Source organism: Actinomadura barringtoniae (genome assembly GCF_017573505.1).
In the GTDB taxonomy this organism is placed as follows: domain Bacteria; phylum Actinomycetota; class Actinomycetes; order Streptosporangiales; family Streptosporangiaceae; genus Spirillospora; species Spirillospora barringtoniae.
Window position 1 is genome coordinate 110,295 of record NZ_JAGEOJ010000029.1, and the last position, 15,311, is coordinate 125,605.

15 protein-coding genes are annotated in these 15,311 nt (G+C 72.2%); 6 read left to right on the plus strand and 9 right to left on the minus strand.

What is annotated here, in order from left to right:
* Positions 1–27 precede the first annotated feature (27 nt).
* The 3 genes from J4573_RS47820 to J4573_RS47830 form a co-directional block, all read right to left on the minus strand.
* Positions 28–534: a hypothetical protein gene (locus tag J4573_RS47820; RefSeq protein ID WP_208263088.1), complete on the minus strand. Its 507-nt coding sequence runs from the start codon at positions 532–534 to the stop codon at positions 28–30.
* Complete coding sequence (locus J4573_RS47825) at positions 531–923, minus strand: helix-turn-helix domain-containing protein (protein WP_208263089.1); 393 nt, start codon at positions 921–923, stop codon at positions 531–533. The genes J4573_RS47820 and J4573_RS47825 overlap by 4 nt, the downstream gene beginning before the upstream one ends.
* 132 nt (positions 924–1,055) lie before the next feature.
* Complete coding sequence (locus J4573_RS47830; RefSeq protein WP_208263090.1) at positions 1,056–2,081, minus strand: neutral zinc metallopeptidase; 1,026 nt, start codon at positions 2,079–2,081, stop codon at positions 1,056–1,058.
* A gap of 69 nt (positions 2,082–2,150) precedes the next feature.
* Here J4573_RS47830 and J4573_RS47835 point away from each other — a divergent pair, with 69 nt between their 5' ends.
* The 4 genes from J4573_RS47835 to J4573_RS47850 all read left to right on the plus strand — a co-directional run bounded on the left by J4573_RS47835 (position 2,151) and on the right by J4573_RS47850 (position 6,322).
* Entirely contained in the window at positions 2,151–3,947 is a 1,797-nt protein-coding gene (locus tag J4573_RS47835) for a DUF2207 domain-containing protein (RefSeq protein WP_208263091.1), read from the plus strand.
* A gap of 199 nt (positions 3,948–4,146) precedes the next feature.
* Positions 4,147–4,839, plus strand: a complete 693-nt coding sequence (locus J4573_RS47840; RefSeq protein WP_208263092.1) for a FadR/GntR family transcriptional regulator — start codon at positions 4,147–4,149, stop codon at positions 4,837–4,839.
* Positions 4,836–6,086 (plus strand): CynX/NimT family MFS transporter, encoded by a 1,251-nt coding sequence (locus tag J4573_RS47845; RefSeq protein WP_307797500.1) that lies wholly within the window; start codon positions 4,836–4,838, stop codon positions 6,084–6,086. Before J4573_RS47840 ends, J4573_RS47845 begins: the two co-directional genes overlap by 4 nt.
* 44 nt (positions 6,087–6,130) lie before the next feature.
* Positions 6,131–6,322, plus strand: coding sequence for a hypothetical protein (locus J4573_RS47850; protein ID WP_208263093.1), 192 nt, complete (start codon positions 6,131–6,133; stop codon positions 6,320–6,322).
* 12 nt (positions 6,323–6,334) lie between these two features.
* Here J4573_RS47850 and J4573_RS47855 read toward each other — a convergent pair whose 3' ends face one another.
* Together J4573_RS47855 and J4573_RS47860 are read right to left on the minus strand one after the other, a co-directional pair.
* A complete protein-coding gene (locus J4573_RS47855) occupies positions 6,335–7,312 on the minus strand; it encodes an asparaginase (protein WP_208263094.1) in 978 nt (325 codons plus the stop codon).
* Between the two features lie 91 nt (positions 7,313–7,403).
* Positions 7,404–8,231, minus strand: a complete 828-nt coding sequence (locus tag J4573_RS47860) for a beta-keto acid cleavage family enzyme (RefSeq protein ID WP_208263095.1) — start codon at positions 8,229–8,231, stop codon at positions 7,404–7,406.
* A 65-nt stretch (positions 8,232–8,296) separates the two neighbouring features.
* On the opposite strand from J4573_RS47860, the gene J4573_RS47865 reads away from it, so the two are divergent.
* The gene (locus tag J4573_RS47865; protein WP_208263096.1) at positions 8,297–11,725 is read left to right on the plus strand and encodes an ATP-binding protein; all 3,429 of its coding nucleotides are present in this window, start codon (positions 8,297–8,299) and stop codon (positions 11,723–11,725) included.
* Positions 11,726–11,770: 45 nt separating this feature from the next.
* On the opposite strand, the gene J4573_RS47870 is transcribed toward J4573_RS47865, so the two are convergent.
* Positions 11,771–12,466 carry a hemerythrin domain-containing protein gene (locus J4573_RS47870; RefSeq protein ID WP_208263097.1) on the minus strand — a complete coding sequence of 232 codons (696 nt, stop codon included), beginning with the start codon at positions 12,464–12,466 and terminating at the stop codon, positions 11,771–11,773.
* A 128-nt stretch (positions 12,467–12,594) separates the two neighbouring features.
* Here J4573_RS47870 and dtd point away from each other — a divergent pair, with 128 nt between their 5' ends.
* Positions 12,595–13,020, plus strand: a complete 426-nt coding sequence (gene dtd / locus J4573_RS47875) for a D-aminoacyl-tRNA deacylase (RefSeq protein WP_208263098.1) — start codon at positions 12,595–12,597, stop codon at positions 13,018–13,020.
* On the opposite strand, the gene J4573_RS47880 is transcribed toward dtd, so the two are convergent.
* From J4573_RS47880 to J4573_RS47890, 3 genes are read right to left on the minus strand one after another with little or no spacing between them, the layout of a single operon-like run.
* Complete coding sequence (locus J4573_RS47880; RefSeq protein ID WP_208263099.1) at positions 13,017–13,526, minus strand: hypothetical protein; 510 nt, start codon at positions 13,524–13,526, stop codon at positions 13,017–13,019. The two genes, dtd and J4573_RS47880, sit on opposite strands and share 4 nt — an antisense overlap.
* A 31-nt stretch (positions 13,527–13,557) precedes the next feature.
* The gene (gene ygfZ, locus J4573_RS47885; protein ID WP_208263100.1) at positions 13,558–14,553 is read right to left on the minus strand and encodes a CAF17-like 4Fe-4S cluster assembly/insertion protein YgfZ; all 996 of its coding nucleotides are present in this window, start codon (positions 14,551–14,553) and stop codon (positions 13,558–13,560) included.
* 10 nt (positions 14,554–14,563) lie between these two features.
* Positions 14,564–14,983 carry a Fur family transcriptional regulator gene (locus tag J4573_RS47890; RefSeq protein ID WP_208263101.1) on the minus strand — a complete coding sequence of 140 codons (420 nt, stop codon included), beginning with the start codon at positions 14,981–14,983 and terminating at the stop codon, positions 14,564–14,566.
* Positions 14,984–15,311 lie beyond the last annotated feature (328 nt).

Here is a 15,311-nt window from a genome sequence, read left to right on the forward strand (position 1 = left end):
CCAAACGGCTTCGTCTGAGCAGCGAGATCAGGCGTCGGTCTTCTTGGCCGTGGAGGCCTTGGCCTGACCGGTCGTCTTCTTCTGCGGAGCGGCCTTGGCCTTGGGGGCCGGCTTCTCGGCGGTGATCTCGGCGACCTCTTCGGCCTCGCGGTGCACGACCTTCTTGCCCCGCTCGTTCAGCTCGTTCAGGAACTGGGCGGCCTGGGCGCCGAAGTGGGTCACGTACGCGACGGCGGCGCCGGGCAGGTCCTTGACCTCGACCCGGTCCTGGATCTTGCCGACGTTCTCACGGACCTCGCCGCGGTACTTGCCGACGGTGTCGCGCAGTTCGCCCTGGTACTTGGTGGCGGTCTCGCGGGCCTGGTCGCGGTACTTGTCGACCGTGCCGCGCAGGTCGCCCTGGTACTTGCTGGCGGTCTCGCGAGCCTTGTTCACCTGCTCGGGGAGGTCGCGGAACTTCTCCGCCGCGAGGTCACCCGCGCCCGCCACGGTGTACACGAAGTTGTTGTCTCGGAGGTTGCTGGCAAGCGTCATCCGACCTCTTCCTTTCCATCTATAGAGTCCTCGGACTGCACGCCGGCAACTTCGTTCTCCTTGCGGAACGACAGGTAGATGTCGAGCAACACCTGCTTCTGCCGCTCCGTGAGGAGCAGGTCGGCCCGGAGGGCGGCCTCCACGTCGGTGTCGGCCTCGCGCTCCTCGAGAATGCCCGCCTGCACGTAGAGCGCCTCGGCCGAGATGCGCAGACCCTTCGCGATCTGCTGCAGTATCTCGGCGCTCGGCTTGCGCAGGCCGCGCTCGATCTGGCTCAGGTACGGGTTGGAGATCCCTGAGACATCGGCCAGCTGGCGGAGCGAGATCTTCGCCCGCGTGCGCTGCTCCCGGATGTACTCCCCGATGGAGCCGACCTTCGAACTTGCCATGTCTCCACCCTGCGTCAGGGTGCTTGCAATTGCAAGCACGCTTGCTAGCACTTTGCTGTGAGTCCACTCACACCGGTGGCGGGCGCCGCCGGAGTGAGTGCCTCACACCAGGAACAACGTGCGAAAAGGGGCTTAGTTCACCATCGACGGGGTGGCGGTCCAGGTGTTGCAGTACGTCAGCTGGTGGCGCTGGTAACCGCGGATCACCCAGCCTGCGTAGTTGCGCCCGGAGCCGTGGTCGCGCTTGTCGACCGGCTGCCGCTCGTCGCCGCGCCCCTGCACGTCGATGACCATCGCGACGTACTGGTCGCGGGTCATCGGCAGGGTCGGCGCCTCGACGCCGAGGAACGCGCCCGCCAGGCACTGCGCCTGGAGCTCGATGCGGCGGCTGGCCTCGGTGCGGCCCGCGGTGCCCGACTGCTCCATCTGCTCGTGCCCGTACTCCAGGATCCCGGAGCGGTCCTGGACGTGGTGGCCGTACTCGTGCGCGATCACCCGGGCGAACACCGCGTAGTGGTCCAGCGACTCGCCGCCCGAGGTCTCGACGACGTTGCGCAGCCCCACGTACATGGTGTTGTTGGCCGGGCAGTAGAACGCCGAGGCGCCCGGAGCCGGGTAGGTGCCGCACGGGCTGCGCCCCGACTGCAGCCAGAACACCCGCTGCGGCGGCGCGTAGGAGATGCCCGCCTTGGCGAACTGGGAGCTCCACGACTTGTCGAGGCAGTCGCTGAGGGTGTTCATGAAGCGGTTCATGGACGCGGGAGCGGGGCCGATCGGTGGCAGCCGGCAGCCGACCGGGCTCAGCGAGCCGGTGGCGTACAGCTTGTTGTTCGTGGCCGCCGCCTGACCGGACTGCGCGCCGACGCCCGCACCGGTCTGCGAGTTTCCGGACGTGGTCCCGGACGACCCGGTCTGGCCGCTTGTGGTCTGTCTCGCGAGGGAGCCCAGCACCGACAGGCCGACGATCGCGATCACCGCGAGGGCCGCCAGGCCGCCGATGATGCCCACGATCGCGCCGCCCGCCGAACGCTGCGGTGGCCGCCTGGGAGGCGCGTAGTAGTACGGGTGCACGACCTGACCAGGCGGGCCGTACGGCGGAGCCGCCGGGGGCGGCGGGGGGCGATACGGGCCCGCCGGAGGGGGATAGTGGCCTGCCATAGCGAAAAATCATCGCATAAGACGCGCAGGTAACCGCACGTATGCCGGGTACCGCTACCATTTCCGGCCATGTTGGGTCGCCTGCGGACGCTGACCATCTCGATGGCCATCGCCGCCCTTCTCCCCCTGACCGCCGCCACCGCCCGTGCCGAGGCCGCGGCGGTCTCCGAGCCGCGCGCGGCGAGCCCCGGGGCCGCCGCGCAGGCCGCGCCCGCCGCCCCGCAGGCCGCGCCCGCCGCCTCCGAACGGGTGGTCAAGGACGACGTGCTGCTCCAGGTCGGCAAGGGCGGGGTGACCCACGCCCGCGAGACGATCGTCTACGAGTTCGCCGGCAAGAACGAGCTCCGCCGCTCGTTCGTCACCCGGATCCACGACAGCGTGACCAAGGACCGCGTCTTCAAGGTCGAGAACGTCAAGGCGACCAGCCCGGACGGCGGCCCGGCCAACGTGTCCACGTCCTCGTCCGGCACCACCACCAACGTGAAGGTCTCCGGCGGCCAGGGGACGGGGCGGCACACGATCGTCCTGGAGTACGACGTGCGCGGCGCGGTCGCCCAGATCGGCGGCGGCGAGGAGCTGCGCTGGACGGCGATCGGCGGCTGGAAGGTCCCGGTCGACGACGCGCAGGCGACCGTGGGCGGCGGCACGCCGATCCGCAGCATCAACTGCTTCTCCGGGGCGCTGGACAGCTCCCTCGGGTGCAGCCAGTTCTACTTCTCCGACCACGCCCACACCCAGGCGCTGTTCAAGCAGGGGCGGCTGCTGCCGGACGAGTACATGACGGTGATCGTCGGCTACCCGGCCGGGGCGACCGGCGGGAAGGCGATCTACGAGCGGCGGCACACCGCGGCCACCGCGTTCTCGGTGAACGGCGTCACCGGGACCGCGCTGCTCGCCCTGCTGATCCTGCTGCTCGGCGGCGTCGGCGTCCTCTACATGCTGCGCGGCCGGGACGCGCGCGTCGTGGCGCAGAAGGCGGCCGAGGGCGACCAGGCGCCGGTCACCGGCACCGAGTTCGAGCCGCCGGACGGCGTACGGCCGGGCCAGATCGGCACCCTGATCGACGAGCAGGCCGACGTCATCGACGTCACCGCCACGATCGTGGACCTGGCGGTCCGCGGCTACCTGCTGATCGAGGAGGACGACCGCGAGGTCACCGGCAAGCTGGACTGGGAGCTGCAGCGCCTCCAGCGGCCGGTGAGCGACCTGCTCCCCTACGAGCAGCTGCTGCTGGACGCGCTGTTCACGGCGCCGGACGGCAGCCCGCGCGCGGCGGTCAAGCTGTCGGAGCTCGGCGGCACGTTCTCCGCGCAGCTGGCCAGGGTCCGGGCGGCGATGTACGCGGACGTGGTCCAGCAGGGCTGGTTCGCGCGGCGGCCCGACACCGTGCGGTCCCGCTGGACGATCGCCGGGTTCGTGCTGACCGGCATCGGCGTCGCCGCGACCATCGCGCTGGCGCTGTTCACCGACCTGGCGCTGATCGGCCTCGCCGTGATCGTCGCGGGCGCGGCGCTGGCGTACGGCGGCCAGTACATGCCCGCCAAGACGGCGCGCGGCGCCACGGTCCTCGCGCACACCATCGGCTTCCGCGCCTTCCTGGAGCGCGGCGAGATCCCCGCCGACGGGCAGGCCGGGCCGCAGCAGCGGATCGCACTGTTCTCACGGTTCCTGCCGTACGCGGTGGTGTTCGACCTGGTCCCGATGTGGGCCAAGACCGTGGAGGACGCGGGCGTGCGCGAGAAGGGCGCCGACAACCTCTATTGGTACGAGGGCCCGGCCGAATGGGACCTGTCGAAGTTCGCCGAGTCGATGCGCACGTTCACGCTGGCCACCTCGGGTTCGATCTCGCAGTCGCGCGGCCTCTGACGATGCCGGAGAAGCCGAAATCAAGGCAGAAGGTTTAATCCTCACCACCGGGTAGTGGCAACGACGCCCTGCCCGCGACGGCGGATCCCCCTCCGACGACCGTCGCGGGCAGGGCCTCGCCGTGCCGACGCCGATCCGCCTGGGCACGGCCGATCTTCATCAGTAAGATGTCTGACATCTGACTGACGAGGAGGTGTCCGTGGCGCTCAGCCCCGTGCCCGGCGGGTCGACCGTCGAGGCCGTGCTCGACCAGCTCCAGGCGGAGGTGACGACCGGCTCGTGGCGGATCGGCGACCGCATCCCCGGCGAGCTCGACCTGGCCTCGCAGCTCGGCGTGAGCCGCCCGGCCGTCCGCGAGGCGATCCGCGCGCTCTCGCACGTCGGCGTGCTGGAGGTGCGCCGCGGCGACGGCACGTACGTGCGCAGCAGCGCCGACCCGCGGCCGCTCCTGCGGCGGGTCGAGCGCGCCTCCCTGCGCGACGTCTTCGAGGTGCAGCTGGCCTACGACGTGCAGGCCGCCAAGCTCGCCGCCCGCCGCCGCACGGACGCCGACGTGGAACGCCTCCAGGAGCTGCTGGCCGCGCGCGGGACCGCCGCCGACGCGCAGGAGTTCGGCGGCGCCGACAGCCACTTCCACCTCGCCGTCGTGGAGGCGACCCGCAACCCGGTGCTGATCGAGGGCTGCCGCTACTACCTGAGCCGCCTGAGCGACTCGCTGAGCGCCGCGCAGCTGGACTGCGAGGTCCCGGTCTCCTCCCAGGAGGCCCACCAGGCCGTGGTCGACGCGATCGCGGCCCGGGACCCCGAGGCGGCCGGACGCGCCGCCGCCGCGATCGTCGAGCCGACCCTGGCCGTCCTGGAGACCCTGGTCGAAGGCGAGGAGAACCGGTGACCGGCCGCCGTACCGTCGTCCTGCAGCTCGCGCTGATCGTCCTCGTCGCGGTCAACCTGCGCCCGGCGATCGTCATGGTCGGCCCGCTGCTGAACGAGATCCGCGACGACTACCACCTGTCCGGCACCGCCGCCGGCGCGCTGACCACGCTGCCGCTGGTGTTCTTCGGCTCGTACGGCCTGCTCGCCCCGTTCCTGCGGCGCGCGCCGCGCAGCGAGACCTTGCTGGTCAGCAGCATGATCCTGCTGGTGGGCGGGCTGCTGCTGCGGCTGCTGGACGCCCCGGCCGCGCTGTTCGTCGGGTCGCTGGTCGCCGGGATCGCCATCAGCATCGGCAACATCGCCATGCCGGCCATCATCAAGCGCGACCACCCGGGCTCCATCACGACCGTCACGGCGGTCTACACGGTGGCCGTCACGGTCGGCGCCGCGGTCTGCTCGGGCATCGCGGTGCCCGTCGAGCACGCGCTCGACAGCTCGTGGCGGCTGCCGCTCGGCCTGCTGGTCATCCCGGCGGCCCTGGCGGCCGTGGCCTGGCTGCCGAGCCTGCTCCGTTCGGCGCGGGCCGCCCGTTCCGCCCCGCCGGCCACGGCGTCGCGCGCGGTGGCCGCCCAGGTGTGGCGGTCCAGGCTGGCCTGGCAGGTCACCGCGTTCATGGGCATGCAGTCGCTGCTGGCCTACGTGGTGGTCGGCTGGCTGCCGACGATCACCCAGGACCGCGGGCTGAGCGAGACCGCCGCGGGCTACGCGCTGGCGCTGTCCAGCCTGATGCAGGCGGTCGGCGCGCTGGCCGTGCCGGTGTTCGAACGGCGGATGCGCGACCAGCGTCCCCTCGTTCTGTCCGTCGCGGTCCTCAGCATCGTCGGGTTCGCCGGGATCGCCTGGGCGCCGATCGGCTCGGTGTGGGTGTGGACGGTCGTCCTCGGCCTCGCGCAGGGCGTCGGCTTCGCGACCGCGCTGTCGTTCATCGGGCTGCGGGCGCACGACGCCCAGATCGCCGGGCAGCTGTCCGGGATGGCCCAGGGCATCGGCTACGTGATCGCCGCGCTCGGCCCGCTGGCGTTCGGCGCGCTGCACGACACCACGGGCGGTTGGACCGTTCCGATCATCGTGGCGCTGCTGGTCGCGGGCGGCCTGACGCTGCCCGGCATGGCCGCCGGACGGAACCGGATCATCGGCGGTATGCCCGATCCGACGCCGATTCCCACGAACGAGTCAATTTCGCCCCTGGATTTGCGGCACCAATAAGGAATCGGATGATCGCGGGTTAGCCTGAGCCGGGAGGTGGATTCATGATGAGTCCATTGGCAGCAGCGCATCTGGGCAGCAGCATCGGGCTCTGGGCGGCCCCGCTGGTCATCGGGCTCGCCCTGGTGACCTGGATAACGATCACCATCAGGGCGTCGTTCCGGCCCATCCGCATCGACAAGCGCCACGACCAATCACCCCACAGGGGATCGGCCGTGAAATACATCGACGAATAGCCGGCGCTGGAACTAGCCCTGGAAAAGGCCGTCGGCCGGGCGGATCTCACCGGCGGTCCCGTCGCCGCCGCGCAACCGCACGGTGGCGAGATCGGCCAGCGTCCCGGCGTCCACACCCGGCACCGTGTCGAGGGCGAGGGCCCGCAGCAGGGCGACCGTGACCGGCGTACGGGCCCGCATGGCGCCGTCGTCGATCTTGACGACGCCCGCGCGGCCGTCGGCGAAGGAGAACGCGTCCACACCCTCCGCGCCGCACTTGACCAGCAGCCCGGGCACGGCGTCCATCAGCCGCCGCTCCTCGCGGCCGGTGCCCGAGGTCCATTGGGGGTAGTCGCGCATCGCGTCGGCGACCCGCCGCTCAGGGCTGCCCGGCTCGGCCAGCACCAGCGCGCGGAACGCCCTGGCCACCCCGTTCGCCGACACCGCGAACAGCGGCGCGCCGCACCCGTCCACGCCCACCGCGACCGGCTCCTCGCCCGCCAGCCGCGTGACCACGTCCCGTACGGCCAGCTGGAGCGGGTGGTCGGGAGCGAGGTAGGACTCGGTCGGCCAGCCCGCCGCGACGCAGGCCGCGAGCATGCCCGCGTGCTTGCCCGAGCAGTTCATCCGCAGCCGTGACTCACCGCCGCCCGACCGGGCCAGCTCCAGCCCGACCGACTGCTCCAGCGGCCACTGAGCGGGGCACCGCAGCGCCTCGGCCGACAGCCCGGCCCCGGCGAGGATCTTCTCGGTGCCCTCGACGTGGAAGTCCTCGCCCGAGTGGCTCCCGGCGGCCAGCGCCAGCAGCTCGTCGGAGAGCCCCACGCCGGTGCTCAGCATCGCGACCGCCTGCATCGGCTTGTTGGCCGAACGGGGGAAGATCGGCGCCTCCGGTTCCCCGACCCGTACGGCCGTCGAGCCGTCGGCGGCCAGCCCGATCGCCGAGCCGCGATGCCACGACTCCACGAACCCGGACCGTTCCACCTCGACCAGCACCGGATTGACCCGCATCTTCCCCCCTTACAGGCACAATGATCTTTCACCAGGATATTCGCGGCGTCAGAGTCGGACGGACCCGCGCCCGCCCTGGTCGGCCGCGACTTCAGCGGGGCTTGATGCCCAGGAACTCGCGCGCCTCGGACGGGTCCAGCGGCGGACGCTGCGCGAACCGCGCCACGGCCGCGGCACGCTCGACGAGTTCGGCGTTGGAACGGACCGGCTTGCCCTTGGCGTAGGTCAGGGTGTCCTCCATCCCGACCCGCAGGTGCCCGCCCGCCGACAGCGCCGCGTACATCACCGGCAGGGACGTGCGGCCGACGCCGGTGGCCGACCAGGAGGCCCCGGCCGGAAGCGCCTCCACGGCCGCGACCAGGCTGCGCGTGTCGCCCGGCATCCCGCCGGGCACGCCCATCACCAGGTCACAGTGCACGTGCCCGCCGTACGGGGCGCCGTGCTTGTCCAGCAGCCGGTTCAGGGCCGCCACCTGGCCGAGGTCGAACAGCTCGAACTCCGGAACGATCTCCAGCTCCTGGGTCCGCCGGTACAGCTCGACCATGAACGACCACGGGTTCATGAACACGTCGTCGCCGAAGTTGACCGTCCCGCACGTGAGCGAGCACCCGTCGGGGGCCGCCTCCAGCACCCGCAGGCGGTCCTCGTACGGGTCGGTGACCGCTCCGCCGGTCGAAAGCTGCACGATCAGCCCGGTCGCCTCGCGCAGCGCCTGGACGGTGTCGCGCAGCCGTGCCAGATCGAGGGTCGGACGTGCCGCGTCATCGCGGATATGCACATGGATGACCGCCGCACCGGCGGCCTCGCACTCTTTCGCTGTCTGAACAAGCTCTTCGAGCGTGACGGGAAGGGCCGGAGCGTCCGCTTTCGCGGTCTCCGCGCCGGTCGGCGCCACGGTGATGAGCGTCATTGCTCCCATTCCTGCATGATCTGTCGGCCCGGGCCCCTCCCGCAAGCGCGGCCATCCCGACATCATGGTCACCAATGAGGTTTCAGGTGCTGGGACCGCTCGCCGCGGCGGATCCCGAGCGCGGCGAGGTCGACCTCGGTCCGCGACGGCAGCGGATGGTGCTGGCGCGCCTGCTGGTCGCGGGCGGCGGCGTCGTGCCGGCGGAACGCCTCATCGAGGATTTGTGGCCCGGTGAGCAGCCGGTCCGTGCGCTCGGCACGCTCCAGACGTACGTGTCCCACCTGCGCCGGGCCCTGGAGCCCGACCGGCCGCCGCGCGCCCCGGCCGCCCTGCTGGTCAGCGCCGCCCCCGGGTACGCCCTGCGCACCGAGACCGTGGACGCGAGGCTCTTCGAGACCGAGGTCCGTTCCGCCGACCAGAGCCCCGATCCGCACGAGGCCCTGAACGCCCTCGACCAGGCACTTTCCCGCTGGAACGGCCCCGCCTACGCCGATGTGGCCGACCAGGACTGGGCCCACCCGGAGATCCGCCGCCTGTCCGAGTTGCGGGCCCACGCCGTCGAGCAGCGGGCCGCACGGCTGCTGGACACGGGCCAGGCGGCGGTCGCGGTCGGTGGCCTGGAGTCCCTCCTGGCGTCCGAGCCGCTCCGCGAGGAGGCCTGGCGGCTGCTGGCCGTCGCGCTCTACCAGATGGGCCGCCAGGGAGACGCCCTCGGAGCCCTGCGCCGCGCTCGTACGACGCTGGCCGAGGAACTGGGCATCGACCCGGGACCCGGCCTGCGCGACGTCGAGGCGGCGATCCTGGCCCAGGACCCCGTTCTGGATCTCGGGCGTGTCGAGCCGCCCCATCCGGTCGAGCCGCCGCACACCCCCGACACCGGCCTGTTCGGCCGTACGTCCGAGCTGGAACGGCTGAGCCGGATCGCGCACGCCGCCGAGATGGGCCGCCGCCTCGGCACGGCCCTGGTGGACGGCGAACCGGGCATCGGCAAGACGGCCCTCCTGGAGGTCTTCTCGGTCGGCCTGGCGACCGCCGGCTGGCGCGTGCTGTGGGGCCGCTGCCCCGAGGCGGGCGGCGCGCCGCCGCTGTGGCCCTGGCAGCAGGTGATCAACGCGCTGACCGGCGAGCCGCTGGACAAGGCCGCCACCGGCCGCTTCCAGACCTCGCGCGCGATCGTCGAGCGGTTCGGCAAGAACTCCGGGACGCGCCCGCTGGCGGTGCTGCTGGACGACCTGCACGCCGCCGACGAGGGCACGCTGGCCGTGCTCAGGGACGTGCTGGCCGACGTTCAGCAGGGCACCCCGATCATGATCATCGGCACGTTCCGGCCCGCCGAGGTGAGCCAGGCGCTGTCGGACACCCTCGCCGTCTTCGCCCGCAAGGGCTCTCTGCGCCTCCCACTCGGCCCGCTGCCGGACGAGGACGCGGCGGCCCTGGTCCGCGCGGTCCAGGCCGAGGAGGGCACCGCCGACCGCGCGACGCCCGAGGTGATCGCCGCGATCGTCGAACGGGCCGGCGGCAACCCGTTCTATCTCCGTGAGCTGGCCCGCCTCCCGCCCGACGACGACGCCCCGCTCCCGCCGCCCTCGTTCGCGCCGAGCCCGGAGCGCCGCACGCCTCCGCCCACCTCGACGCCGACGATGCCGCCTCCCCCGCCGCGGCCGGCGCCCCAACCGGCCGCCGCGGCTCCCGAGCCGGAGCCGGAGGACGAGGAGGCGGCGGAGGTCCCGGCCGGGATCGCGGAGGTCATCAGGCTGCGCGTGGCCCGGCTGCCCGCCCTGACCCGCAACGTGCTGCGGGTCGTGTCGGTGATCGGACGCGAGGCCGACGTCCGGCTGGTGGTGGCGGCGCAACGGCACGACCCCGACGACGTCTACGACGCGCTGGAGGCCGCGATCGTCAGCGGCCTGCTGGAGGAGCCCGCGGCGGGCCGGGTGCGGTTCGCGCACGTGCTCGTCCGGGACACGATCTACGGCGACCTGCTGCGGCTGCGCCGGGCGCGGCTGCACGCCGACGTCGGCAAGGCCGCCGAACGGCTCTTCCCCGGCGACCTGACGGCCCTCGCGCACCACTTCTCCGAGGCGGCCGTGCTGGGCAACTCCGACCAGGCCGTCCGCTACTGCCGGGCCGCCGCCGAGGCCGCCGAGGAGGCGTTCACCTACGGCTCGGCGCTCGCCCTGTGGGAACGTGCCCTGGCCGCGTTCGACCGGGACGGCGGCGGCGACCCGGTGACGCGCACCGAGCTGCTCATCGGCCAGGCACGGGCCACCCAGCTGGCCGGCAAGCCCCGGCTCGCCTACGACCTGCGCACCGAGGCCGTACGGGCGGCGCGGGAGATAGGCGACCCGAGGCTGACGGCGCGCGCCATCGTCGCGATCGACACCCCCACGCTCTGGTACAGCCGCCCGCGCGGGCGCGTCGACCTGGAGCTGATCGACCTCATCGAGCGGACGCTCCCCGAGGTCCCCGACGACGTGAAGGCCCAGCTGCGCACCTCCTACGCCCTTGAGGCGGGCCTGCACCACGACCCGGAGGGCGCGGCCAAGGCCGCCACCGAGGCCGTCGAATGGGCCCGGCAGGCGGGCGACGACGCGCTGCTGGCGGGCGCGCTCAACGCCGTCTACTTCGCCGACCGCCGCCCCGGCCACTACGGCGACGTCACCCGGGCCGCACTGGAGCTCGAACGCGTCGGCCGGGAGGCACGGATGCCGGGCGTTCAGGCGCTCGGGCTGCTGGCCCAGTGCGTCGAGCTCGGGGCGCACGGCGAGGTCGACGCGATCGCCAAGCTGGCCGACGCGGTGCGCGAGCTGGCCGACCGCTACGAGCTGCCGGTGTTCCGCATGCAGGTCGAGCTGTCCGACGCCGCCCGCGAGCTGGTGCAGGGCGACCTGCGCACCGCCGAACGGATCTTCGCCGCGCTCGCCGAGGCCGCCGCCGGGCGCGAGATGTGGGACCTGTCGGGGGCCGGCGTCATCGGCCGGATCTGCGCACGACAGGCCGCGGGCGACCTCGGCTCCGCCGAGCCGGACGCCCGGCTGATCGCCTCGTTCGACACCGGGGTGGGGACACCCCTCCACGCCTCCACCCTGGCGGCGCGCGGCGACCGGGAGGCCGCCCTCGACCTGCTGCTCGGCGCCCCCGAACCGGCGCTCGACCAGCTGTGGCTCCTGCTGGAGGGCTTCCGCGCCGACGCGCTGTTGTTGATCTTCGCTGGTGACTCGGATCGGGCCTCCGCCGGCGGCCCGGCCAGCCCCCGTGAACTGGCCGGGCCGCTGTACGAGCGGCTGGTCCCCTATGAGCCGTTCGTGTGCGGTGGCGAAACCATGGGCCTGCACACCGGCCCCGTGGCGGCGCGGCTGGCCCGGCTCGCCGAGCTCCTCGGGATTCCCGGCGCCCCCGCCCGCCACTGGGATGTGGCGCTCACGGTGGCGCGGCGTGCCCGTGCCCCGCGCTGGGAACGTGAGGCCAGGGCAGGCCTGGAGTCGGCAGACCTCGACTCCTGATCGACCAGGGCCCGATCAGCCGCAGCTTGATCGGCCGAGGTGCGATCAGTCGAAGAGCGTGCGATGCAGGCGCGCGTACCTCCTTCGGAAGAGTCGCAGCGAGGCCCGGTAGACGAACGGCGTCATGGAGACCGCCGGCGCCACCTCCTCCGGCGGATTCGCCGCCGCTGACCACGGCATCACGAACCACAGGTTGCGCTTGGGATAGGCCTTCATGACGGCCTGCTCCCAGCGGTCGTAGTCCTCCACCGACACGTACTGCGTGATGACCGGGAAGATCTCCCGTTCCTCCTCGGCGAGGTGCTCGTCGAGCAGGTCGCGCAGCCGCGCCGACTCCTCCGCCAGCGTCTTCAGCGCCTCGGCGTCGCCCGGCGCGTCCGCCAGCCGGTGCGCCGCCGATCCGAGCGCCTCGAGCATCGGGCCGATGCTCTCGTGGTCGGCGGTGAACGGCTCGATGTCGACCGCGCCGAGCGCTGACGCGCGCACGACCGGGAAGCCGATCCGGTCCTCGTACCGGTGGTGGTGCAGCACGTCGAAGGTGAACAGATCGACGTAGGTCTCCAGCGCCCTCGCCCGCTCGTCGGTCATCTGGAGCTCCCCCGACTGGATCCGGGCCGCCAGGCCCGCCAGGTCGTGGGCCCCGCGCCGCATCGCCCGGTGCGCGAACACGTAGAGCCGCAGATCCACCTGCGGGTCGTCCGGACGGCGTGGTCTCACCGTCAGAACCTCGTCGTTGCGCATGGACGCCCCCCTCAGAGCGAGCGGCCTCCCTCCTGCCTTGGAAGGCCGGCCTGTGGGCTTGATCCTTCACCCGCGCACTTGGAGGCCACTTTCACGCGACTTGAAGACCACCGGCAGAATGAGGCCCCATGCGTTCAGTGGTCCAAAGGGTGAGCGAAGCGAGCGTGACCGTGGACGGTCGCGTCGTCGGTGCGATCGAGGGGCCGGGCCTGATGGCGCTGGTCGGGGTGACCCACGACGACACCCCGGAGAAGGCGCGCAGGCTCGCCGCCAAGCTGTGGGGGCTGCGCATCCTGGACGACGAGAGGTCGTGCTCGGACCTGAACGCGCCGCTGCTGGTGATCAGCCAGTTCACGCTGTACGGGGACGCGCGCAAGGGCCGCCGCCCGACCTGGATCGAGGCCGCGCCGGGACCGGTCGCCGAACCACTGGTCGAGGCCGTGGTGAACGAGCTGCGCGCGCTCAGCGCCAAGGTCGAGACCGGCGTCTTCGGCGCCGACATGAAGGTCGCGCTGGTGAACGACGGCCCGATCACCCTGATCGTCGAGATCTAGAAGCCGTAGATCATGCCGGCGATCGTGACGACCGTTCCTACGGCGGCGAGGACGATGAGGGCGCGGTCGGCCTGACCCAGGCGGCCTCGGACGGCGGCCGAGACGACCAGGACGCCGCTCTCGCCGCCCGGGTCGGCCTCGGCGTCGGGGCCGGGGTCCTTGCGGGGCGGGTTGCGGACGCCGACCAGGCGCCAGAGCGCGTCGTTCTTCATCGACTGATGGGCCGGGCCGCAGCCGAAGAGGCGGCCGCGCACGGGCTCGCGGCACGGAAAGCCTTGCCGCGTCATGATCCGGCAGATCGTCGGGACCAGCACGAACTCGTACAGGCACCACAGCAGCAGGCCCAGCAGCGCGATCCGCCACGAACGCATCGCGTAGGCCGCGATCGCGATGGCCCCGAACAGGCCCCACCAGGCCAGCGGGGACTCGCGCCGGCGGCGGCGTCGCCGCCCCGTCGCGCCCTTGCGCGGGACCGGCGGATCGTCGTCCCCCAGGTTCGCCACCATGACTGACGATTTTGCCCGTACGGAAGGCGGTTTACGCCCTATTTGCGGCGGTCCTCCGCAGATCGATCTTGGCGTTGGCGCCGGTGTCGGGCGACACCACGACCTCCTGGGCCGCGGCGACCCCTCCCGCCAGCAGCTCGGTGTCGACCGGGACGTTCCGCTTGACCAGCGCGAGCGCGATGGGACCGAGCTCGTGGTGGCGCGCCGCCGACCCCACGAAGCCGACCGTACGGCCGCCGGGGATCTCGACGGGATCGCCGTGGCGCGGGAGTGTGTCCACACTGCCGTCCAGGTGAAGGAAGACCAGCCGGCGCGGCGGGCGCCCCAGGTTCTGTACGCGGGCGACGGTCTCCTGCCCCCGGTAGCAGCCCTTGTTGAGGTGAACGGCGGTGTCGATCAGGCCCGCCTCGTGCGGGATCGTCCGGTGGTCGGTGTCGAGCCCGAAGCGCGGCCGGTGCGCGGCGATCCGCAGCGCCTCGTACGCCCACGTCCCGGCGGGCCGCAGCTCGCCGCGCGCCTCCTCCAGGGAGTCGCGCGGGATGATCCGGGTCACGGTGCCCGAGACGTCGGGGAAGGCCGGCTCGCGTTCGCCCACAGGCCCGGGGCCGGTGACGACCGCGTGGTCGGCGGTGACGTCGGCGACCTCGACGCGCAGCATGAAGCGCATCCGGTCCAGGAACTCCGCCAGCGCGGGCGCCGTGCCCGGCTCCACGTGCGCCCAGACGGCCTCGCCGTCGTCGATCAGCTCAAGGTGGTGCTCGATGTGGCCGTTCGGGCTGAGCAGCAGGGCCTGCGTCGGCTCGTACGGCCTCAGGTCGTCCAGGCGCTGGCTCATCAGGCTGTGCAGCCAGCTCAGCCGGTCCGGGCCTTGGACGCGCACCACACCGCGGTTGCTGCGGTCGACGAACGCTTTCCCCGCTTCCAGGGCCCGCTGTTCGTGCATGGGCTCGCCGTAGTGCGCGGCGACCTCCTGGTCGGGCGTGTCGCCGGCGACGGCTCCGGGCAGCTTCAGCAGCGGGCTCTCCATGCCTTCCAGACTATTTGGCCGCGCGGCAGTTCTTGCAGAGGCCGAAGACCGTGAGGTGATGCACATCGGTCTCGAAGCCGAAATCGCGCTCCAGCACCTCGGCGAGGCCCGCCGCGACCTTGGGGTCCACGTCGGTGACCGTCTCGCAGCCGCGGCACACCAGGTGGATGTGCTCGGCGTCCTCGGCCAGGTGGTAGTTGGGCGGGCCGTGGCCCAGATGGGCGTGCTTGACCAGCCCGAGCTCCTCCAGGAGCTCCAGCGTCCGGTAGATCGTGGAGATGTTGACGCCGCGGGCGGTCCGCTGGACCTCGGTGCAGATCTCCTCGGGCGTGCCGTGCTGCAGGGCCTTCACGGCCTCGAGCACGAGCTGCCGCTGTGGAGTGACCCGGTAGCCCTTCGCCCGGAGCTCCTCCTGCCAGGTGTCCGCCATGCCGTCAATTCTATGTGCCGGAGGTCACGAACGGAGATCGCGGAAAACTCGCTTGCCTCGATCCGTGGGGCTCGCATAGCGTGCCGGTACGCGCGAAAGGAGGTGGTCCAAGAAAATGGTTGATTCTGGGACTCGCGAGGTGACTGTCCGCTAGTCGCCGTACCCGCCTCGGAGCCGCCCTCGGGCGGCGCCGCCGGTTGAACGGTGACCGGCGAAAACCAGGCAGTTACCCGGTCCCCGGACCGATGGACCCGTCCTGTCCGTCGCCCACCAGAGGTGGGAAGGTCCGGGGATCGTTTATATTTCCAGGCCTTTCGGGCCTCCCTGG

Coding starts and splice junctions, on each gene's coding strand:
- J4573_RS47870 (WP_208263097.1), bottom strand. CDS start 12,466: ATGCGCAACGACGAGGTTCTGACGGTGAGACCACGCCGTCCGGACGAC.
- J4573_RS47860 (WP_208263095.1), bottom strand. CDS start 8,231: ATGGGAGCAATGACGCTCATCACCGTGGCGCCGACCGGCGCGGAGACC.
- dtd (WP_208263098.1), top strand. CDS start 12,595: ATGCGTTCAGTGGTCCAAAGGGTGAGCGAAGCGAGCGTGACCGTGGAC.
- J4573_RS47880 (WP_208263099.1), bottom strand. CDS start 13,526: ATGGTGGCGAACCTGGGGGACGACGATCCGCCGGTCCCGCGCAAGGGC.
- J4573_RS47825 (WP_208263089.1), bottom strand. CDS start 923: ATGGCAAGTTCGAAGGTCGGCTCCATCGGGGAGTACATCCGGGAGCAG.
- J4573_RS47820 (WP_208263088.1), bottom strand. CDS start 534: ATGACGCTTGCCAGCAACCTCCGAGACAACAACTTCGTGTACACCGTG.
- J4573_RS47835 (WP_208263091.1), top strand. CDS start 2,151: ATGTTGGGTCGCCTGCGGACGCTGACCATCTCGATGGCCATCGCCGCC.
- J4573_RS47830 (WP_208263090.1), bottom strand. CDS start 2,081: ATGGCAGGCCACTATCCCCCTCCGGCGGGCCCGTATCGCCCCCCGCCG.
- J4573_RS47855 (WP_208263094.1), bottom strand. CDS start 7,312: ATGCGGGTCAATCCGGTGCTGGTCGAGGTGGAACGGTCCGGGTTCGTG.
- J4573_RS47890 (WP_208263101.1), bottom strand. CDS start 14,983: ATGGCGGACACCTGGCAGGAGGAGCTCCGGGCGAAGGGCTACCGGGTC.
- ygfZ (WP_208263100.1), bottom strand. CDS start 14,553: ATGGAGAGCCCGCTGCTGAAGCTGCCCGGAGCCGTCGCCGGCGACACG.
- J4573_RS47850 (WP_208263093.1), top strand. CDS start 6,131: ATGATGAGTCCATTGGCAGCAGCGCATCTGGGCAGCAGCATCGGGCTC.
- J4573_RS47865 (WP_208263096.1), top strand. CDS start 8,297: ATGAGGTTTCAGGTGCTGGGACCGCTCGCCGCGGCGGATCCCGAGCGC.